General features: G+C 66.6%; 22 protein-coding genes and 3 tRNA genes. 10 read left to right on the top strand and 15 right to left on the bottom strand.

Features of this window, described 5'->3' with window-relative positions:
* Window positions 1–29 precede the first annotated feature (29 nt).
* Window positions 30–653 (top strand): HD domain-containing protein, encoded by a 624-nt coding sequence (locus FBY28_RS12140; RefSeq protein ID WP_141867050.1) that lies wholly within the window; start codon window positions 30–32, stop codon window positions 651–653.
* Here the strand turns inward: FBY28_RS12140 and pdxR are convergent.
* Window positions 643–2,049 (bottom strand): MocR-like pyridoxine biosynthesis transcription factor PdxR, encoded by a 1,407-nt coding sequence (gene pdxR / locus FBY28_RS12135; RefSeq protein ID WP_141867048.1) that lies wholly within the window; start codon window positions 2,047–2,049, stop codon window positions 643–645. The two genes, FBY28_RS12140 and pdxR, sit on opposite strands and share 11 nt — an antisense overlap.
* Window positions 2,050–2,099: 50 nt before the next feature.
* On the opposite strand from pdxR, the gene FBY28_RS12130 reads away from it, so the two are divergent.
* A complete protein-coding gene (locus FBY28_RS12130) occupies window positions 2,100–2,570 on the top strand; it encodes a carboxymuconolactone decarboxylase family protein (protein WP_141867046.1) in 471 nt (156 codons plus the stop codon).
* Between the two features lie 33 nt (window positions 2,571–2,603).
* Here FBY28_RS12130 and FBY28_RS12125 read toward each other — a convergent pair whose 3' ends face one another.
* Window positions 2,604–4,013: an HNH endonuclease signature motif containing protein gene (locus FBY28_RS12125; protein WP_141867044.1), complete on the bottom strand. Its 1,410-nt coding sequence runs from the start codon at window positions 4,011–4,013 to the stop codon at window positions 2,604–2,606.
* 103 nt (window positions 4,014–4,116) lie between these two features.
* On the opposite strand from FBY28_RS12125, the gene FBY28_RS26030 reads away from it, so the two are divergent.
* Window positions 4,117–4,515, top strand: coding sequence for a hypothetical protein (locus FBY28_RS26030; protein ID WP_216847641.1), 399 nt, complete (start codon window positions 4,117–4,119; stop codon window positions 4,513–4,515).
* A gap of 100 nt (window positions 4,516–4,615) precedes the next feature.
* Window positions 4,616–5,350: an integrase catalytic domain-containing protein gene (locus FBY28_RS26025; RefSeq protein WP_216847640.1), complete on the top strand. Its 735-nt coding sequence runs from the start codon at window positions 4,616–4,618 to the stop codon at window positions 5,348–5,350.
* Between the two features lie 45 nt (window positions 5,351–5,395).
* Here the strand turns inward: FBY28_RS26025 and FBY28_RS12115 are convergent, their stop codons facing one another.
* From FBY28_RS12115 to FBY28_RS12090, 6 genes are all read right to left on the bottom strand, one after another.
* Window positions 5,396–6,175 (bottom strand): alpha/beta fold hydrolase, encoded by a 780-nt coding sequence (locus FBY28_RS12115; protein WP_141867042.1) that lies wholly within the window; start codon window positions 6,173–6,175, stop codon window positions 5,396–5,398.
* Between the two features lie 13 nt (window positions 6,176–6,188).
* Window positions 6,189–6,782 (bottom strand): hypothetical protein, encoded by a 594-nt coding sequence (locus FBY28_RS12110; RefSeq protein ID WP_141867040.1) that lies wholly within the window; start codon window positions 6,780–6,782, stop codon window positions 6,189–6,191.
* Between the two features lie 88 nt (window positions 6,783–6,870).
* Window positions 6,871–7,701: a galactan export ABC transporter permease subunit Wzm/RfbD gene (gene wzm / locus FBY28_RS12105; RefSeq protein ID WP_019510910.1), complete on the bottom strand. Its 831-nt coding sequence runs from the start codon at window positions 7,699–7,701 to the stop codon at window positions 6,871–6,873.
* Entirely contained in the window at window positions 7,698–8,636 is a 939-nt protein-coding gene (gene glfT1, locus FBY28_RS12100) for a galactofuranosyltransferase GlfT1 (protein ID WP_141867038.1), read from the bottom strand. Before glfT1 ends, wzm begins: the two co-directional genes overlap by 4 nt.
* Window positions 8,629–9,429, bottom strand: a complete 801-nt coding sequence (gene wzt, locus FBY28_RS12095) for a galactan export ABC transporter ATP-binding subunit Wzt/RfbE (protein ID WP_141867036.1) — start codon at window positions 9,427–9,429, stop codon at window positions 8,629–8,631. Before wzt ends, glfT1 begins: the two co-directional genes overlap by 8 nt.
* 6 nt (window positions 9,430–9,435) lie before the next feature.
* On the bottom strand, window positions 9,436–9,939 hold the full coding sequence (locus FBY28_RS12090; protein ID WP_141867034.1) for a bacterial proteasome activator family protein: 504 nt from the start codon (window positions 9,937–9,939) through the stop codon (window positions 9,436–9,438).
* Between the two features lie 226 nt (window positions 9,940–10,165).
* Here FBY28_RS12090 and FBY28_RS12085 point away from each other — a divergent pair, with 226 nt between their 5' ends.
* Complete coding sequence (locus FBY28_RS12085) at window positions 10,166–11,362, top strand: cysteine desulfurase-like protein (RefSeq protein WP_019510906.1); 1,197 nt, start codon at window positions 10,166–10,168, stop codon at window positions 11,360–11,362.
* Here the strand turns inward: FBY28_RS12085 and FBY28_RS12080 are convergent.
* Entirely contained in the window at window positions 11,359–12,339 is a 981-nt protein-coding gene (locus FBY28_RS12080) for an NAD(P)H-quinone oxidoreductase (protein ID WP_141867032.1), read from the bottom strand. The two genes, FBY28_RS12085 and FBY28_RS12080, sit on opposite strands and share 4 nt — an antisense overlap.
* A gap of 41 nt (window positions 12,340–12,380) precedes the next feature.
* Here FBY28_RS12080 and FBY28_RS12075 point away from each other — a divergent pair, with 41 nt between their 5' ends.
* Both FBY28_RS12075 and FBY28_RS12070 read left to right on the top strand, forming a co-directional pair.
* A complete protein-coding gene (locus tag FBY28_RS12075) occupies window positions 12,381–12,893 on the top strand; it encodes a MarR family winged helix-turn-helix transcriptional regulator (RefSeq protein WP_141867030.1) in 513 nt (170 codons plus the stop codon).
* 19 nt (window positions 12,894–12,912) lie between these two features.
* Window positions 12,913–13,002, top strand: a tRNA-Ser gene (locus FBY28_RS12070).
* Between the two features lie 90 nt (window positions 13,003–13,092).
* On the opposite strand, the gene FBY28_RS12065 is transcribed toward FBY28_RS12070, so the two are convergent.
* Window positions 13,093–14,163 (bottom strand): PE-PPE domain-containing protein, encoded by a 1,071-nt coding sequence (locus tag FBY28_RS12065; protein ID WP_216847639.1) that lies wholly within the window; start codon window positions 14,161–14,163, stop codon window positions 13,093–13,095.
* 150 nt (window positions 14,164–14,313) lie between these two features.
* Window positions 14,314–15,036 carry a 3-keto-5-aminohexanoate cleavage protein gene (locus FBY28_RS12060; protein ID WP_141867028.1) on the bottom strand — a complete coding sequence of 241 codons (723 nt, stop codon included), beginning with the start codon at window positions 15,034–15,036 and terminating at the stop codon, window positions 14,314–14,316.
* Between the two features lie 480 nt (window positions 15,037–15,516).
* Between FBY28_RS12060 and FBY28_RS12055 the strand changes: the two genes are divergently transcribed.
* Window positions 15,517–16,539 (top strand): bile salt hydrolase, encoded by a 1,023-nt coding sequence (locus tag FBY28_RS12055; protein ID WP_141867026.1) that lies wholly within the window; start codon window positions 15,517–15,519, stop codon window positions 16,537–16,539.
* Here the strand turns inward: FBY28_RS12055 and FBY28_RS12050 are convergent.
* From FBY28_RS12050 to FBY28_RS12040, 3 genes are read right to left on the bottom strand one after another with little or no spacing between them, the layout of a single operon-like run.
* On the bottom strand, window positions 16,526–17,335 hold the full coding sequence (locus tag FBY28_RS12050; protein ID WP_141867024.1) for a crotonase/enoyl-CoA hydratase family protein: 810 nt from the start codon (window positions 17,333–17,335) through the stop codon (window positions 16,526–16,528). The two genes, FBY28_RS12055 and FBY28_RS12050, sit on opposite strands and share 14 nt — an antisense overlap.
* Before the next feature lie 29 nt (window positions 17,336–17,364).
* Window positions 17,365–17,832 carry a DUF3558 domain-containing protein gene (locus FBY28_RS12045; protein ID WP_141867022.1) on the bottom strand — a complete coding sequence of 156 codons (468 nt, stop codon included), beginning with the start codon at window positions 17,830–17,832 and terminating at the stop codon, window positions 17,365–17,367.
* Window positions 17,832–18,902 carry a pyridoxal phosphate-dependent aminotransferase gene (locus FBY28_RS12040; protein WP_141867020.1) on the bottom strand — a complete coding sequence of 357 codons (1,071 nt, stop codon included), beginning with the start codon at window positions 18,900–18,902 and terminating at the stop codon, window positions 17,832–17,834. Before FBY28_RS12040 ends, FBY28_RS12045 begins: the two co-directional genes overlap by 1 nt.
* Window positions 18,903–19,008: 106 nt before the next feature.
* Between FBY28_RS12040 and FBY28_RS12035 the strand changes: the two genes are divergently transcribed.
* Window positions 19,009–19,097: transfer RNA gene (locus FBY28_RS12035), tRNA-Ser, on the top strand.
* Window positions 19,098–19,138: 41 nt separating this feature from the next.
* A tRNA-Arg gene (locus FBY28_RS12030) sits at window positions 19,139–19,211 on the top strand.
* Here FBY28_RS12030 and FBY28_RS25760 read toward each other — a convergent pair.
* A complete protein-coding gene (locus FBY28_RS25760; RefSeq protein ID WP_160145478.1) occupies window positions 19,177–19,476 on the bottom strand; it encodes a helix-turn-helix domain-containing protein in 300 nt (99 codons plus the stop codon). The genes FBY28_RS12030 and FBY28_RS25760 overlap by 35 nt on opposite strands.
* Window positions 19,477–19,509 lie beyond the last annotated feature (33 nt).

Raw genomic sequence — 19,509 nt, 5'->3', positions numbered from 1 at the left:
GCGGGCAGCTTACGGGCAACAATGGGGGCGTGACCGATCTGCTCCTGCAGTGGCACGCCTTGCTCGGGCGCCACACGACCGCTCCGGAGATCCGCGCGGCCGGTGCCGCGCTGTTGACCCGCTGGTCGGAGCCGCACCGGCGCTATCACGATCAGGGGCACCTGGAGGGCGTGCTGCTCGCCACCGACCAGCTGGCCGGGTATGCCGATGATCCGGACGCCGTGCGGCTGGCGGCCTGGTTCCACGATGCGGTGTACGCGGGCGCGCCCGATGACGAGGAGAACAGTGCGCGGTTGGCCGAGTCCGAGCTCGCGGCCCTCGATGTCGACGCGGCGTTGGTGGCCGAGGTGGCCCGCTTGGTGCGGATGACCGCCGAGCACAACCCGGCGGAGACCGATCGCAACGGTCAGGTGCTCTCCGATGCCGATCTGGCCGTGCTTGCTCTGGAACCGCAGGAGTACCGCAACAACACCGCCAAGGTGCGGGCCGAATACGGCCACGTCTCCGACGCCGACTTCCGGGCGGGCCGGGCCCGGATCATCACCTCGTTGCTCGCCGAACCTTCGTTGTATCGCACGCCCGAGGGTCGTCGCCTGTGGGAGACCGCGGCGCGGCGCAATCTGGAATCGGAGTTGGCCGCCCTCACCGGCTGAGCCCGGCGAGCACCCGACACAACGCATCGACGGCCGCGGGAAAGGCATGTTCGGCCGGCGTGCCGAAGCTCACGACGACTCCGTCGGCTGCGGGGACGTCGGGACCCGCGTCGGGATGGCGCAGGACGTGTAGACCGGAGAGTCCGATCCCCGCCTCGCCGGCGCGGCGCATGACTTCGGCTTCGGTGCCCGGCGGCAGCGCGAGTTGCAGGTGCAGGCCCGCCGACAGTCCGCGGATACCGATTCCAAGGGGTTGCAGTGCGGTGGCCAGGTGATCGCGCCGTCGCCGGTAGATCATCCGCATCCGGCGGATGTGCTTGTCGTAGGCGCCGGAGCTGATGAAGTCGGCCATCGTGAGTTGGGACAGCGCATTGACGTAGAACTGCTGACCACCCATCGCGGCGATGACCGGCTCGACCAGATCTGCGGGCAGCACCATCCAGCCCAGTCGCAATACCGGGGACAGGCTCTTACTGGCCGAGCCGAGATACACCACCCGGTCGGGATCCAGGCCCTGCACCGAGCCGACGGGCTGGCGGTCGTAGCGGAATTCGCCGTCGTAGTCGTCCTCCCACACATAACCGCCGGTGCGGTGCGCCCAATCCAGGACGGCGGAGCGTCTGCCGGGATGCAGCGGCACCCCATGCGGGAAGTGGTGGGCCGGGGTCAGCAGCACCGCCGCCGCCGCGGTCGTGTCCAGTTCGCTGATCACCGCGCCGTCGTCGTCGACGTTGATCGGGACGCTGCGCGTGCCGTTGGCTGCGATGGCGTCGCGGAACAGGAACAGGCCGTAGGCCTCCACGGCGATCGGGCCGCCCAACGCGCGGGTGAGGACCTCGACGCCGTGCCGGGTACCGGCGCAGATGACGATCTGATCCGGGGTGGTGCGCACGCCGCGGACCCTGCCCAGGTATTCGGTGAGGGCCTCGCGCAGTTCGATGCGCCCGCTCGCGTCGCCCATCCGCAGTGCCTCGGTGGGCGCGTTGGTCAGTGCGCGGCGGGTGGAGGTGAGCCATGCGTTGCGCGGAAACTGTGAGACGTCACCGGAACCCGGCATCAGGTTGTGGGTCGGGATGCCCGGGGTGCCGCGCGGTCGGGCCTGCGCGGCGGTGCTGGGCGTATTGACCACCCAGGTGCCGGCACCCTGGCGGGAGGCGAGCCACCCCGCCGCGACCAGGTCGGCGTAGGCCTCGCCCACGGTGTTTCGGGCAACTCCGAGGTCGTTGGCCAGGGTGCGCGAGGGCGGGAGCATGGTGCCGGGGAGCAGTCGACCGGATCGGATGGCGTCCCGCAGGGCGTGCACCAGGGCCTCCCTGGCACCGCGGCTGCGCGGGGTGATGGCGGCGCGCAGATCGAGGTGCAGATCGCGCGCACCCGAATTGGCCCATGAAGTCACCGCAGAATTGAACCATGTGCATGGGCCTTTAAGGTCGTAGCGTCGAGGGCATGACACAGACACTGAACAATCGCCACGCCGCCGATCGCCTCAACATCTACAAGGTGTCGCCGGAGATCTATGACGCCATGATGAAGCTGTCCGGAGCTTCGGCCAAGGACATCGATCCGGTGATCGGTGAGCTGGTCAAGATCCGCGCCTCGCAGATCAATCACTGTGCGTTCTGCCTCGACATGCATGTCGCGGATGCGCGCAAACAGGGGGAGACCGAGCAACGACTGGCGCTGGTCGCGGCCTGGGAGGAGGCAGGTGATCTGTTCACCGATCGCGAACGCGCGGCGCTGGAGTTGACCGAGGCCATCACGTCACTGCACGACGGGCATGTGCCGGATGCGGTGTACGCCAACGCCGCCGAGGTGTTCACCGAGAAGGAACTCGCCCAAGTGATCGCGTTGGCCGTGACCATCAATGCCTGGAATCGCTTCAACGTCGCGACGCGGATGCCCGCCCCTCGTCGCTGAATCGCACCGCCCGGCCGCCGCTCCGTCGGCCCTTCAGAAGGGCGGTGGGTCGGCGTCGATGGCCGCGCGGTTGTGTGCGCGTTCGTGGGCTATTCGGAAGGCCTGGTTCTGTGCGCGGGTGCGGGATCGTCTGGGGGCGGCCCGTTCTCGGCCCGGTGTCGGCGGTGGGATATCGATGGCGCCGAGGTCGGCGGTGGCCACGGTGAACTGCGGGAAGAACAACGCGCCGTCGGGTTTTGTGGTGTAGACCCGCCCGTTGGGGGCGGTGAGGGTGAGGGTGCCGTCGGGGTGTTGTTGGTCGGTCCAGCCGCGGGGCTCGCAGTGGAATGTCTTGATCAGGTGATGGATGCGGCAGTACAGCTTGGTGTTCGAGGGATGGGTGGGCCCGGCCGGCCAGGGTGTGGTGTGGTCGATATCGCAGCGCGCCACCACCACAGTGCAGCCCGGCCAGCGACACGTCAGGTCCCGGCAGCCGACGAAATCAGTCAGCCCCCGCGACGGGTGGTAGCCGGGTTCGGTACCCAAATCCTCTGCTTCGGGCACGGGCCGGATCCGGGCTGCGGGTAGCAGGTCGGCGAGTTGGTCGGCGGTGATGGGCCCGTAGCCGGGGATCAATGCCTGCGCCGGGCCGCGGCGTTCGGTCTGTGCGGCGGTGATGCTGCCCTGCTCGGTGAGCACGTGAACAATGAACTGACCGGTGGCCACTTCGTTGCCTGCTGCCGGGCAGTCCTGGCGTCCACACCGGCACGCGATGCTGGTCGCCCGCAGCGCCAGTGCGTCGAGGGCGTCGGCGCGGCGTTGGGTGTGGGTGCGCGGATCGTGCGGGCACACGGTGCGGGCCAGGGCGTCGACGCTCTGGTCGAAGACCGCCCCTTTGGCGGCGTCGACGAGGCCGTGGATGTCGACCATCCCGTCCCCGACCGGTGCCACGGTCAGGTGGCGGCGCCGCCGGGTCTCGCGGGCGCGGCGGACCGCGACGGGGTCGACCTCGATGATCATCCAGTCGATCAACTCGGCGATCCGTTCATCCGACAGTGCGTTCCACGACGGTGCGGCCGCGGCGAGCTGGGCGTCGATGACGGCCGTGATGTCGGGGTCGGTGATCAACGCACAGCGGTGCAGGATGACCCGCAGCACCCGCAGGTCCACCCCACCCCCGGCGAACACTTCGGCGAAGGCCGGGAGTCGGGTGAGCAGGTCACGGCCCTGGGTGATCAGGGTGCAGGCCCGGCCCCGGCTGATCCCGAGCTCGGCACCCAGTTCGGCGGCGACCAGTTCCCAGTCATCGACGATCAGATCCTGCAACCCGTGCCCCAACTCGGCCATCCGGGTCAGGGCGAACCGGCCCGCCGCGAGCACCTTGGCCGCCACCGCGGCCCGTTCGGCCAGTAGCTGATCGCGCGCGGCATCGAGGTGGACCCCCACACCCGATCGTTCGCTCATACGTTCGATCATGCCACCGGGGTATGACCGCGTTGACTCATCAAAAATGCGCGCGTATGGGTGATTCGTTGCCTCATTGAGAATGCGCGCGTAGGCCCGATTGATGGGGTTGACATTGGCCGAGCGCAAAGCGGTGACCGAGACGATCGCGGTCCGCTACATCCTGGCGAGCAAGGGCGAGAAGAGCCGGATTCTCGATGAGCTATGCGCGACGACGGGCTGGCACCGCAACCATGCGCGCAAAGCGCTGAAAGCGGCGCTGGCGCCCAAGGTCATCACACCGCGTAGCCCTCGGCCGGTGACCTACGGAGACGAGGTCATCGCCGCGTTGGTGGTGTGCTGGACGGTGCTGGGCATGCCGGCCGGTAAACGGCTGGCACCGATGCTCGGTGAACTGGTCGGGGTTTTGCGCCATTTCCACGAGCTCACGATCGACGAGGACACCGCCGAGCTGCTGATATCGATGTCAGCCAGCCACCATCGACCGCCGTTTAGCCCCTGAGCGGGCCAAGAACCGGCTGCGAGGACGGGTCGGCACCAAACCCGGATCGCTGCTCAAAGCCCAGATCCCCATCCGCACCTGGGCCGAATGGGACGAGGCCATGCCAGGCTTTGTCGAGATTGATCTGGTCTTTCATGACGGCGGTCTTCGAGGCGCGGGCCATGCATTCACCCTCACGGTCACCGATATCGCCACCGGCTGGACCGAGAACCGATCGATGCCCGACAGGACCGCCAAATGCGTGCTGGCCGCCCTCAACGAGGTCGCCCGCACCCTGCCGTTCCCGATCCTGGGCGTGGACTCCGACAACGGATCAGAGTTCATCAACGACGACCTGTTCACCTGGTGTCAACGCCATCACATCACCTTCACCCGGGCACGGCCAGGCAACAAGAACGACGGCTGCCACGTCGAGCAGAAGAACTGGTCAGTGGTACGCACCACCGTGGGCTACCACCGGTATGACACCGCGGCAGAAGTGTTGTTACTCAACGAAATCTGGAAACTGCAGTCCCAGCTGACCAACTACTTCTACCCACAGCAGAAACTAATCTCCAAGGTTCGCAAAGGCGCGAAAATCACCAAGAAGCACGACCAGGCCCGCACCCCATTTCACCGCGCCATCGACCACACCGCCATGACCGTGGCGCGCATCGTGGCCCTGACTCGCAGGTACTCGATGATCAATCCCGCCGCCACCCAACGTCAGGTGAACGCCCTGACCGCCGAGCTGTTCACCCTCGCCACCGCCAAAGCCGGCCCCACAGCCCAACCCCAAGTCAACAAGCGCGCACGATTACGTGAGGCAACGACCAGCCCTACGCGCGCATCTTGACATGAGGCAACAGGATGACACGTCGGCCGGCCGAAGGCGCGTCTCCTACGTCAGCCCGTCCAAGAACTCCTGCACCGCCGCGGCCATCAGGTCTGGCGCGGACATCGTGGCGAAATGCGAGTGCTCGGCCCACACCACGCGCTGAGCGGCAGGTAGCGCCGCGGCCAACGCCTCCATCCCGTCGGGCAGCGGAGCCCAGCTCCGACCGCCCTGCATCAGCAACACCGGAACATCGATCGCCGCCCAGCGATCCACCCGTGCGTCGTCACCGGCCATCGCCTCCAGATCGGCAAGCGCGCTCATCGCCGCGACGGGGTCATCCGGAATGGGCGGCCCGTCGGCCAGTACGTCGGCGGGGATCTGCGCCGCCTCGCGCAGAAACAGTTCCAGGGCATCGGCGTACCGCACCGTGGTGAAAAGTCGCTGATAGCTGTCGATCACGGCCGTCAGATGCGGACCCGTCAGCAGCACCGGCGGCTCGAACAATGCCAGCGAGGCGATGCGGCTGCTGTCGGCCAGCGCCGCATGCAACGCCACGGTCGCCCCGTAGGACGCCCCGACGACGTGAGCCCGGCCGACGGACTCGAGCACCGCCTGCAGATCGCCGGCCTCCGCGCCGAAACTGTTCGGCGCCGGACCGACCCCGCTGGGTGGATGGTTACGCCGGGCGTAGCGGATCAGCTGATAGCCGCTGAGGCGGCCGGCGATATCGGCCCACGAATTCAGATCACCGTTGGATCCGTGGACGAAGACGACCGGCGGCCCCGACCCCGTCACCTCGGCGACGAGTTCGGTGCCGTCAGGTCCTGCCAGTGTGGTGCTCACAGGCACCGATTGTTCAGGAAACGGCGTCCCGGATCGACCGGCGGGCCACCGCGATGCGGGCCTCGACGGCTTCGCGGACCGACACGGCGGTGGCGTTGAACTCGCTCCACTCCCGGTCGATCACGTCGCGCACGTCACCGCGCCGGCCGACGGTGACGGCCACCTCGAACACGCCGTCCACCGCCGAGGACACCAGTTCGCCCTGCCCGCGCACCGTCGCTGCGGCCACCTCCGCGGCACCGACGATCACGGCGTTCGGCAACGGTGCCTGCTGGTTGACATAGGCACCGACAGCGGTGCGGATTCGGCTGCCCGCCATCAGGACCGCCTCCTGGACGGCCTCGTTGGTCTCACCGAGCGCGGCGGGCAGCGTGGCGCCGCTGCGGATCGCCGCTATCACCTTGGCGGGCGACTCGACCACCGCAACGGCGGCGTCGGTGGTGGCCTGGATCAGGTGGGTGCTCAGATCCTGGCCCGCGTCGAGTTGCCGTTCGAGGACATCGCCGGCGTGACGACCGGTGTCGGATTCGGCCACCGGCACGATCTCGGCGTCGATGAAGGTATCTGCGGTGGATTCGGTGTTCTCGGGGATGACGGTGTCGGTCATGGGAGGCCATTCAACGCCGCACAGCCGACAGCACGGTGGCGTCGGGGTGACCGCCGGATGACGCCGACGGATCAGTCAGCTGACGGGGCTACACCCAGTATGGGACGCGCGCACGGTACTGCCGCATCGCGAACGCCGCACAGAGCCAACCCACCGCCGTGCACACCAGCACGACGATCCAATGCCGCAGCTCCTGATCGGCGCCGAGCAGCGGTGCGCGGACGATGTCCACGTAGTGCAGCAACGGATTGAACTCGATGATCTTCGCCCAGCCGCCGGCACCCTGCCTGCGCAGCGTCTCGTCGTTCCAGATGATCGGGGTCATGTAGAACAGCAGCTGCGCGAGGCTGAAGAGCAACGGGCTGATATCGCGGTACCGGGTGGCCAGGATGCCGAAAACGATTGCCACCCATACGCAGTTCAGCACGATCAGGAACAGCGCGGGAATGAACGTCAGGTCGGTCCACTTCCACGGTTGCGGGAAGATGATCGCGATGATCACGAAGATGATGATGTTGTGCGCGAACAACAGCACCTGGCGCCACACCAACCGGTAGACGTGCACGCTCAGTGGCGTCGGAAGCTGTTTGATCAGACCCTCGTTGGCGACGAACACGTCGGCGCCCTCGATGATCGCCGCATTGATCAGGTTCCAGATGATCAGGCCGAGAGTGACATACGGCAGGTGCTCGGACAGTTCGAGATTGAACAGCTTGGAGTACAGGCCGCCGAGGGCCAGCGCCATGGTCCCGGTGGCGATGGTGATCCAGAACGGGCCGAGCACCGAACGCCGATAGCGCTGCTTGATGTCCTGCCACCCGAGATGCAGCCACAGTTCGCGCTTGCCGAACCCGCCCCGCAGATCACCCCAGGCGCGCGCCATCGTCTTGGACTGGGCCGCCGCGTCGACGATCGTCATGCGCCCCGCCTCTCCGCCTCGGCCTGATATCTCGAAAACTTCTCGTGCCTGCCCAGTTTGCGCAGCCGCAGCCACTCCCGCAGACCCGCCGGATCGCGCCGGGTCACCAGGAAGAACCACCCGAAACGCACCCACTCCTGGGGTATCAGTCGGCGTAACCCGCGCTGCGCCTGCAGATAACCGCGGTTGCGGTAGGTGAAGAACCGCTTGACGGCGTCATCGGGATACTGCGTGTGCATGCGACCGCCCAGGATCGGCTTGAATTCGTCGGCGCCGTCCGGATGCAGATACGACGCGTCCAAACAGGTGCCGAACGGCAGACCGGACAACACCAGTCGGCGGTGCACATCGGTCTCGTCGCCGCGGATGAACAGTCGCAGATCGGGCACCCCGACCGATTCCAGTGTGGTTGCGGCGAACAGGGCGCCGTTGAACAACGAGGCGATGCCCGGCAGCAGGTCGTCAGAGGCGTCGACCTTCAGTTCCGCCACATGCCTGCGCCATGCCACGCCCCGGCGCAGCGGGAACGCCAGCCGAGAGGGATCGTCGAGATCACACACCATCGGTGACACCGCGGCCAGCGCATGCTTGTCGGCGCAGGCGAGCAGCGTCGCCAGCACGGAGTCGTCGGCAGGTCGGCCGTCGTCATCGGCCAGCCAGACCCAGTCGGCGCCGAGCGCCAGCGCGTGCAGCATGCCGAGCGCGAAACCACCTGCACCACCCAGGTTCCGGCGGGACCCGAGATAGGTCGTCGGTACCGGTTGGGCGGCCACCAGCTCGGCGACCGCAGCGTCGTCGTCGTTGTCGACGACGATCAGATGGTCGGGCCTGCGGCGCTGTCCGGACACCGCGGCCAGCGATACGGTCAGGGCCTCGACACGGCGGTGGGTGACGATGACCGCGATGACACGCTGCTGAGTCGCGGCGTCAGCCATGTCGTTCGTTCTCCTCGAGGACCTCACGCACGTGCCGGGCCGCATCCGGGCCCTCGTACGCGCCGACGACCTCCTCGATCCCGCCGGTCATCCGAATGGTGCCGTGGTCGACCCACATCGCCGTCTTGCACAGCTGGGCGAGGAACTCGTTGGAGTGGCTGGCGAACACCAGGATTCCCGACCGCGCGACCAGGCTCTGCAACCGGGTGCGGGCCTTCTTCATGAACTCCGCGTCGACCGCGCCGATACCCTCGTCGAGCAGCAGGATCTCCGGGTCGATGCTGGTGACCACACCCATCGCCAGCCGTACCCGCATACCGGTGGAGTAGGTGCGCAGCGGCATGGACAAGTAGTCGCCGAGCTCGGTGAAGTCGGCGATCTCGTCGACCTTGGCCAGCATCTGCTTGCGGGTCTGACCGAGGAACAGGCCGCGGATGATGATGTTCTCGAACCCGGAGATCTCCGGGTCCATGCCGACACCGAGATCGAATACCGGGGCCACCCTGCCGCGCACCGTCGCCGACCCGCGGGTGGGTTCGTAGATGCCCGACAGCAACCGCAGCAGCGTGGACTTTCCGGCACCGTTGTGCCCGACGAGGCCGACGCGGTCACCCATCTGCAGCGACATGGTGATATCGCGCAGCGCCTCGATGACCACGACATTGGCGTCATTGCGGCCGATGGTGCCGCCGGCCTTGCCGAGGAAGGCCTTTTTCAGGGACCGCGATTTGGCATCGAAGATCGGGAACTCCACCCACGCGTTCTGAGTGGAGATGAAAGGACTGTCGGACACGGGCGGCTACAGGTACTGCCCGGTGCCCGGGTGGGTCGGCCCGCGTTGGCCCTGTGGCGCCATTCCCGGCGGCAGCTGACGCATCTGCTCCAGCTGCGCGCGGGCGGCCATCTGCTGGGCGAACAGTGCGGTCTGGATCCCGTGGAACAGTCCCTCCAGCCAGCCGACCAACTGAGCCTGGGCGATGCGCAGCTCGGCGTCCGAGGGCACCGAGTCGTCGCTGAACGGCAGTGTCAGGCGCTCGAGTTCTTCACGAAGCTCCGGGGCCAGGCCCTCCTCGAGCTCGCGGATGCTGCTGCTGTGGATTCGGGCGAGCTTGCTGCGGCTGGCCTCGTCAAGCGGAGCCGCCCGCACCTCTTCGAGTAGCTGCTTGACCATTGTGCCGATGCGCATGACCTTGGCCGGTTGCTCGATCAGATCGGTCAAGGCCTTGTCCTCGTCCGCGCCCGACGGGGCATCGTCGCCGGTGAGGATCTCGACGTTGTCGTCATCGTCGGAGTGGATCGTCATGGTGTTCGACACTAGTCCTTTCCGGTCCTGGCGAATCGGCCCGGCCATGCCGGCGTTGCTCCCGCGCATACCAGCAACAACGGGGGCGATTGGCACCACGGGCCGCGCCGGGCCTGCATTAGTATGGCTGCCGAAGTGATCCGGGCCGGGTCCCTGCAACGCGGCAGGCCCCGTAACCCGATGTGTGTCCGTCTGTGCGATTCACGGACGTTCTAAGGTGGCTGACATGGTCTATGACGTTGCCCGGGTGCGGGGGTTGCACCCGTCGTTGGGCGACGGCTGGGTACATCTGGACGCCCAGAACGGGATGCTGCTACCGGATTCGGTGGCCACCACCGTGTCGACGGCGTTCCGAGGTTCCAAGCCCATCACCACCGGACCGCACCCGTCGGCTCGCCGCAGCGCGACGGTCCTGGCCGCCGCCCGGCAGGCCATCGCCGATTTCGTCGGTGCCGATCCGGACGGTGTGGTGCTCGGTGCCGACCGGGCCGTCCTGCTGACCACCCTGGCCGACGCCGCATCGGTGAAGGTCGGACTGGGCTATGAGATCGTTCTTTCCCGGCTCGACGACGAGGCCAATATCGCGCCCTGGTTGCGTGCGGCCAACCGGTACGGCGCCAAGGTCAAGTGGGCCGAGGTCGACATCGAGAGCGGTGAGCTGCCCACCTATCAGTGGGAGAGCCTGATCACCGCGCCGACCAAACTGGTCGCGCTCACCTCGGCGTCGGCGACGCTGGGAACCGTCACCGATCTGACTCCGGTCACCAAGCTCGTCCACGAGAACAGCGGACTGGTGATCGTCGATCATTCGGCCGCCGCGCCCTACCGGCTCATCGATATCGATGACATCGACGCCGACGTGGTGGCGCTCAACGCCGTCGCCTGGGGTGGTCCGCCGATCGGTGCGCTGGTCTTCCGCGACCCGGCCGTCATCGATCAGTTCAGCTCGGTCTCGCTTGATCCGGATGCCACCGGCCCGGCCCGGTTGGAGACCGGAATCCATCAGTTCGGGCTGCTCGGCGGAGTGGTGGCGAGCATCGAGTACCTGGCGAACCTGGACGAGGGCGCCACCGGCTCGCGCCGGGAGCGCCTCGCGGTGTCGATGGAATCCTCGGCCGCGTACCTGGACCGGCTGTTCGGTTACCTGCTGTCCTCGCTGCGGTCGTTGCCGCTGGTGATGGTGCTCGGAAACCCGGTCGAGCGGATCCCGGTGCTCAGCCTGGCGGTCGACGGGGTGCCCGCCGAGCGGGTGATGCAGCGGCTGGCCGACAACGGCGTGCTGGTGAGCAGGAGTAAGCACTCGCGGGTGCTGGAGGCTTTCGGCGTCAACGATATCGGCGGTGCGATCAGCGTCGGGCTGTCGCACTACAGCACCGCGGCCGAGGTCGACCAGCTGGTCCGGGTGCTGGCCTCGCTGGGCTAACTGTCGTCGGACACCTTCAGCAGCACCTTCCCGGCGACATCGCCGGAGGACAGCAACGCATGCGCCTCGGCGGCGTCCTGGACGGGTAGCTCCGCACCGATCAGCGGGCGGACCCGGCCGGCGGCGATCATCGGCCAGACGTTCTCGGTGACCTGCGCGACGATCGCACCCTTTCCGTCCGGGCCGTCCACGGGACGGGAGCGCAGCGCGGTGGCGAGTACACCGGCGCGTTTCCCGAGCAGTTTGGCGATGTTCAATTCGGCCTTGATGCCGCCCTGCATGCCGATGATGACCAACCGTCCGCCGGGTGCCAGGGCGTCGATGTTCCGGTCCAGGTATTTCGCACCCATGATGTCGAAGATGACATCGGCACCGCCGGCTGCGGACACTCGCTCGACGAAGTCTTCGTCGCGGTAGTTGATGGCCATCTCGGCGCCCAACTCGGTGCACAGCGCCAACTTCTCGGCCGATCCGGCGGTCACGGCCACCCGCACCCCGAGTTCGCGCGCAACCTGGATGGCGTGAGTGCCGATCCCGCTGCCACCACCGTGCACCAGCAGCAGGGCACCCGGCGTGAGCCGTGCGGTCATCATCAGGTTGGACCACACCGTGCAGGCGACCTCGGGCAGCGCGGCCGCCTCGTGCAACCCGATGCCGTCGGGCACCGGCAGCAACTGTGCGGCGGGCACCGCGACGTACTCGGCGTACCCGCCGCCCGCCAGCAAAGCGCATACCGGCTGACCGATGGTCCACCCGCGTACCGCGTCGCCGATCTCGGTGATCGTGCCGGAGACCTCGAGGCCGAGGATGTTGCTGGCGCCCGGCGGCGGCGGGTAGTTGCCCGCGGCTTGCAGCAGGTCGGCCCGGTTGACACCGGCCGCGGCCACGCGGATCACCACTTCACCCGCTTGAGCTGCGACATCAGGAACTTCTTGCCATGTCATACGTTCGGTTGAAACAGCAATGATGGCCTTCATTGGAGCTAGGCTACGCTGCCGCGCGAACGTAGGATCGGGCGATGGAAGCGTTGATGGGGGGGCGTACGGCGAGCTCGATGCCGGGCCTGGATATCGCCGAGCAGAAATCGTGGCAAAACTTTCTGGACTCGGCGCTGCGGCTGTACGCAACATTGAACCGCTCGTTGTCCGACAGTCATGGACTGACGCTCAACGACGTGCGATTGCTCGACATTCTGGACAGTTCCGACAGTGGTTCGGCGCGGATGGGGGATCTCGCCGAAGGACTGATGTCACTGCCGAGTCGAGTCACCAGGCAGATCCACCGGTTGGAGAAGCTGAACCTGGTCAATCGGGTCGCCAGCCCGGATGACCGGCGCGGTGTGCTGGCGACCATCACCGACGAGGGCCGCGCCCTGTTGGCCGATGCCATGCAGACCTACGGCTCCGAGGTGCGCAGCCACTACCTGAACCGGTTGTCGCGCTCACAGATCACCGCGATGGGCGAGAACTGCCGGCGGATCAGCGCCGGTCTACAGGCCGATGGGCGGGCCGCGAAGCTCGGACGGGTGTAGACCGCTTAAGCTGTCGAGCGGTGGCGTGGCAGAGCGGCCTAATGCACTCGCCTTGAAAGCGAGAGACGGCTAACACCGTCCGGGGGTTCAAATCCCTCCGCCACCGCCACAAGGTCGATGTCCGAGCCCGGCGAAGCCTGGGTTCGTTCGTCTTTCCCGAACGTCGACGAGACCACTAGCGGCGACGAGTGCCCTCCGGCTATGAGCTCGGCGGCGTCGGTGATCCCATGCGGCGACCGTAGTTCAGTTCGACTTGTGGGCGCAGCTCCAGGTCTTGAGCTTGCTTCTGCGCTTGCGAAATCCATTTCTGAGTCACCATCGGCAGGTAGTAGGTGGCTGGTGAGCCCAGGACGTACTTGACGTTTCGATCGACGTACACCTGATTGTTCGGGTCGTTGAGCCCGATCATGCTGTAGTCCAGGTGTACGGCTTTGAGCTCTCCCTTTCCGCCGACGGAGTTGGCAGCGTCCCGGTTTTTGTCAGCCGGGGAGCCGTTGACGAGCGGGTTGGGGCAGTCTGACCAGTAGTCGTATTGGCGGGAGATGACGGTCACGTTGTATCGGGTGTCGTCGGGAAAGCCTGGACCAGTGAAGCCACCGGGGGCGTCATCGCTGTCGTAGATGAATTCGCATACCATTTTGTTTGGGTTGGTTGGCGTGGGCGCGGGGACGCGCGTACATCCGTTGAACCTGTGCTCTGGATCGCCGGTGAGGATGAATTGCACTGTAGCGGGGTCGATATCGCTTGTCGGACCGTAACGGCGTAGCCAATCGTCCTGGACTTGCGCTCCCTCGCTGTGGCCCAGGACGATCTTGGGACCGGCGGTCGAGTGCAGCAGGTCGTCGAGAAGGTCGGCACCCTTGTGCACGTTGGCAGCTGCGGGAAAGTTGTTGTACGGCACTTTGACTGTGGTGTTGGGAGCGGCGAAGAGTTCGCCGCGCAGCCAGTTGCTCGGCAACGGGAAAAATGCCGGTGCCAACGTGAGAACCGTCGCTCCAGCAGGTTCCGCGTGCGCCGATATCGGCGATATCAGGCACATGCCGAACGCCACGGACATTGCGATCGAGGCCGTTTGGCGTAGCCGTCCGATAACCCTCATGTGAAGCTCCCTCCCCAGGATGAATCCAGATTCGAGAGCAACAGTGGCCTGCTGGCCTTTCGACTGCGGCATGTAGATGTCGAATCGCGATGTCCCAGGATCTCCCCGGCGGGATGCTGTCACATCACCGTTGGCGCAATCGATGTCGACGTGAGACCGGATCGATGCCACACCATTCATCGTCAGATGCGCGGCGTGAATGAGCGGGAAGTATCGTGGCAAGGGCCGCCGCGGCGCGTGCGTTCGAACGGTAGACCTTCGCTAGCTGGTCGAAATCTTTACTACTGCTGCTGTTTTCGACAAGTTCTCGCCAGGAACCGACTAACGACTGAGAAGCTCATACGCTGCCGCGACGAGTTCGGCGTTGCCCGGTGCTGTCGACCCGTCGGGCAGTAGCACGGTGTCCTCCAGCCCGATGCGGGTTTGTACTCCCCGCGCGCCGGCGTGCGCGAGCAGTGGCCAGCAGCTGTCGTCGAGGCCGTGCAGCAGCACCGGCGCGGGCGACCCGGCCCGGCTCACACGAGCCAACAAATCATCGGCGGTCTCGATATCGCCGTCGGGCCCCAGCTCGACCATGACCCGTATGCAGCGGGCAGCCAGGGGAGAATCCGCCCAAGACTCCGCTGCTGCGGCGTGGAAGATCCCGGCTTCCACCCCGATACCCCGGCTCAGCAGTAACAGCGCCAGTTCTTCGGCGCCGGGTTCATCCCAGTTGACCGAGGCGAAATCGGGCAATACCGTCCACGCCTCCACGGTGCGCAACCGCCGATCCGCATCCGGTAGCGCCCAGAACCCGGTCGTCACGCCCAGCGGCAGGCCCGGTGCCGCCTGGCGCACGGCGCTCACAGCGGCGGCGACAGTCGCCGGTTCCAGCGAATCCATGCCGTCGGCAGTCTTGGGATGAAGGTGCACAGCCATGGCACCGGCACGCTGCGCGGCGACGGCGGCGGCGGCCAGCTGCTTCGGCGATACCGGGAGCCCGGCATGCTCGTCGGGGGTGCGGGCACCATTGATGCAGGCTTTGAGGTAGGGCGTTGTGGCCATGACGCCATTTTGAGTGGTTCGTCCAAGAGGTGGTTGTCTCTTGACGTGAGGATCGAAAAGCGCCTGCTCCCTCCTGCCGCAGGCGTCTCCTGTGTGCCGGGCCATATTGACGCGGGCGCAGCACGCATGTCATGGTCTTCGGGAATGATCTTGATATGTGCTCGGCAATGTCCGACGCGCCGGGTTGATCATCAGATGGCCAGTTCAGTCACTTTTCGGGAGCGTTGACGATGCAGTCAGCTATAGCCAGCGGATTGCTGTGGTTGATGGCGGCAACCTTGCTGATCGGAGCCGTCGGTGCCGTGATCGGCGCTGCACCTCGGCGGCCCGGCTCCCGGACTCCGCGCGCCTGCCCGTGTACTCGAGGTGACTGCTCCTCATGTCCGGCGCGGTGGTCGTTGTGACACCGGGCCGCCCGGAGCGCGGCGCGCTCACCCAAGGCTGAACTGTCGCGGCCCGCTGCTGGCTAGGCTGTCGCGCATGTGCACCCGAGTGATCTGGCCGGACGCCGGCGGAGCCGTCCTGGTGGGACGGAACATGGACTTCCACAAGGACCTGATGACCAACCTGTGGAAGCAGCCGCGCGGCGTCACCCGTGACGACGGCGTCACCGGCAAGCTCACCTGGACCTCGAAGTACGGCAGCGTCATCGCCACCGCCTTCGACATCATCTCCGTCGACGGTCTCAACGAGGCCGGTCTGGCCGGTCACGTGCTGTGGCTGGCGGAATCCACCTACGGACAACCCGATTCCGGACGCACGCAGCTCAGCCAGGCGATCTGGTTGCAGTACTTCCTGGACAACTTCGCCACGGTCGCCGATGCGGTGGCCTGGATCGCCGAGACCGATGTGCAGGTCGTGCAGATGGACGACCCCACGGGTGGGGTACCGCCGGCCATTCATCTGGCGCTCGACGACGCCACCGGCGATTCGGCGATCATCGAGTACATCGACGGCAAGGCGAAGGTCTATCACGACCGCGCGTACCGCGTGATGACGAACTCGCCGACCTTCGACCAGCAGCTCGAACTGGTCAAGGCGTTCACCGGACTGGGCGGGAGCGAGCCGCTGCCCGGCTCCACCGAGGCCGCCGCCCGCTTCGCCAGGGCCAGTTACTACGCGAGCCGCCTTCCGCGACCCGCCGGACAGGTCGAGTCGATCGCGGCCATGCTGTCGGTGATCCGCAATGCCGCCCAGCCCTTCCGGATCCCGGATCCTGGCAAACCCGATGCGTCGCAGACGATCTGGCAGGTGGTGCTGGATCTGACCAGGAGGCGCTACGTCTACGAGTCGACCACCCGGCCCAATATCGTCTGGGTGGATCTGGCTGATCTCGACTTCGGTGCAGGCAGCCCGCAGCTCAAGCTCGACCTGATCGGTGAGCTCGCGGTGCAGGGTGGCATCGCGGGCAACGTCTCGCACAAGTTCGAGGACAAGGGCCCGATGACGTTCTTGTCCATGCAGCTGCTGGACCAGGTGAAGGGCTCGGCTACTCCCCGGTGAACGCAGGGGCGCGCTTGCTGAACATCGCGGTGACCGCCTCGCCGAGATCCTTGGATGGCAGGAACGCCGAATTCCACGCCGCCACATAGCGCAGGCTCTCCGAGACCCGGGCGATGCGCTGTTGGTCCAGGACGTCCTTGACGCCATGCACGGTCAGTGGTGGGTTGGCGGCGATCTCGGCGGCGGTGGCGTGCGCGGCGGCCAGCGACGCATCGGCGTCGGCGTACACATCGTTGACCAGACCGATCTTCTCGGCGCGCGCGGCATCGATGTCCTTGCCGGTCAACGCGAGTTCGCGCAGATGCCCGTCGGACACGATCAGCGGAAGGCGGGCCAGCGAGCCCACATCGGCGACGATCGCAAGCTTGACCTCACGGACCGAGAACTTGGCATCGGCGCTGGCGTAACGGATGTCGACGGCACTGATCAGATCGACCCCGCCGCCGATGCACCAGCCGTGCACCGAGGCGATGGTGGGGGTGCGGCAGTCGGCGACCGCGCTGATGGCCTGCTGCATCGTGAGGATCGTCTTGTGGAAGTCGGCCCGGGCCTTGGCGCCGGCGTCCAGGCCGGGCAGGGTGGCGCCCATCGCGGCCAGGTCCAGTCCGTAGCTGAAGTTCTTACCGGACCCGGTGAGCACGATGGCCCGGACCGCTGGGTCGGCGTCGAGGGCGGCGAACACCTCCGGCATCTCGGCCCAGAAGGCGGGCCCCATCGCGTTGCCCTTACCGGGGCCGATGAGCGTCACTCGGGCGACGTGATCGGCGATGTCCACGGTCACGGATTCGTAAGCCATGAGTGCAGGCTAATCCGGCGCGCGGATGACTAGGGGACGGGCCCACCCAGCAGCACCTCACGCACGGTGCTGCCGGTCAGGAACTGGCACACCGCGTCGGCGAGTGAGGTGGCGATCTCGACGTTGTCCGGCCCGAGGATCGACTGCTCGCCCTTGAGGATCGCGTTGACGACCGCCTTCTGGGCGGCCTCGTCGAGCTGGTTGTAGTCCGCGCACGTCATCGTCAGCGCATCGGGTGGCGCCGGGACATCCGGGACGTTCGAGCCCCGGGTGGGGAATCCCGGGATGGTGATATCGGGCAGGCCGGGGATCTGCGGCAGCCCGGGGATCACCGGGGGACGGGCGCTGGTCGTGGTGGTCAGCGGCGGACCGGGTTCGGTGGTCATCGCGACGGTGCCCTCGGTGGTGCGTCCGCAACCGGCCAGCAACCCCAGCGCGATCAGTGCGCTGCCCGCCACCATCGTCGCCCGCCTCGTCGCCTGCGTGGTCGCCCGCATCACGGCTGCTCACCGCGGATCCACTGTTGTGCGAAGGCGAGGAACGCGTCGTTCTCATGCGGTGCGGCGACCGTCACCCGAACCCCGTCCTGACCGTAGGGCCGGACCAGGAGCCGGTTGGCGGCGGCGGCGTTGGTGAAATCATCGGTGCGTCCCGGGATCACCAGCCAGACGAAGTTGGCCTGCGAGGGTGGTAGCTCGTAGCCCATCTCCCGCAGCGCCGCACTCACCCGCGCACGTTCGGCCACCACCGCGTCGGTGCGGGCCAACAGCTCGTCTGCGGCATCCAGCGAGGCGATGGCCGCGGCCTGGGAGATGGTCGTCGCGGTGAACGGCACGTACACCTTGCCCAGTGCGGTGACGATATCCGGGTCGGCGACGGCATAGCCGATGCGTAGGCCCGCCAGCCCGTAGGCCTTCGAGAAGGTTCGCAGCACAACCACATTCGGGTAACGCCTGACCAGGCCGAGGCTGTCGGGCAGCAGGCCGTCGCGGATGTACTCGACGTAGGCCTCGTCGATGACGACCAGGATGTCCGACCGGACGGCGGCCACGAAGGCCTCCAGCGCGGCGGGTTCGACGACGGTCGAGGTCGGGTTGTTCGGATTGCACACGAAGATCAACCGGGTGCGGTCCGTGACGGCGGCCAGCATGGCGTCCAGATCGTGGGTCTGGTCCTTCAACGGCACCGGTACCGGCGTGGCGCCCGCGGTGCGGATCTGCAGCGGGTAGATCTCGAAACTGCGCCACCCGAACACCACCTCGTCGCCGACGGTCGAGGTGATCTGGACGAGCTGCTGGCACAGGCTCACCGACCCGGCGCCCACCGAGATGTTCTCCGGGGCGAACGCCCCGTCGTCCAGGTGCTTGGCCAACCGATCGCGCAGATCGAGGTAACCGTTGTCGGGGTAGCGGTTGATGCCGGCCGCCGCGGCGCTGATGGCATCCAGCACGCCGGGCAGCGGACCATCGACGGTTTCGTTGCTGGCGATCTTGATGGCGCCGGGCACCGTGCGACCGGGCGTGTAGGCAGGGAGGTCGGCCAACTCGGGTCGCAGACGGGCGGTCACCCGGCCATTCTAGGGGTGCGTTTACCCGCGCTTTGCCTTCCGAGCCTCGGCCTGTGTAATCTTTGCGCTCGGCGGTTCCGGGGGTCCGGTACCCTCAGATCGTTCAGGAGGCGTGCCAGAGCGGCCGAATGGGACTCACTGCTAATGAGTTGTCCGCCTTAAAGCGGACCGGAGGTTCAAATCCTCTCGCCTCCGCCGAGTTTGACCAGCAGTACCGAATTGAATAGCACGACCAGGCGCCCGTAGCTCAACGGATAGAGCATCTGACTACGGATCAGAAGGTTAGGGGTTCGAATCCCTTCGGGCGCACCCACTCAGGATCGAGCATCGGTCCTGAACCTGTAAGCAGCCAGTCGCGCACCATCCCGGTGGCGCTGGCGATCTGCTCGATCTCACACAGATCCATCACCAGATGGCCGTGGAGTCGCTTCGAAAACGAGCTCGGCGTCATGCCGATGAACTTGGCGACGTCGCCCTTCTTGATTCCACGTGCCGAAAGCCCGATGCGAAGCCGGCCGGCCACCTGTAGGTGAAAGGCCGAGCCGTCTGGCGTCAACTCGATGACAGTGCTCATAGCCGAATACTTTAACCGGTGAGCGAATAGCTG

Origin of the sequence: Arthrobacter sp. SLBN-53 (assembly GCF_006715585.1) — a bacterium.
Taxonomy (GTDB): Bacteria; Actinomycetota; Actinomycetes; order Mycobacteriales; family Mycobacteriaceae; genus Mycobacterium; species Mycobacterium neoaurum_A.
This window is presented reverse-complemented; position numbering and strand designations above follow the sequence as displayed.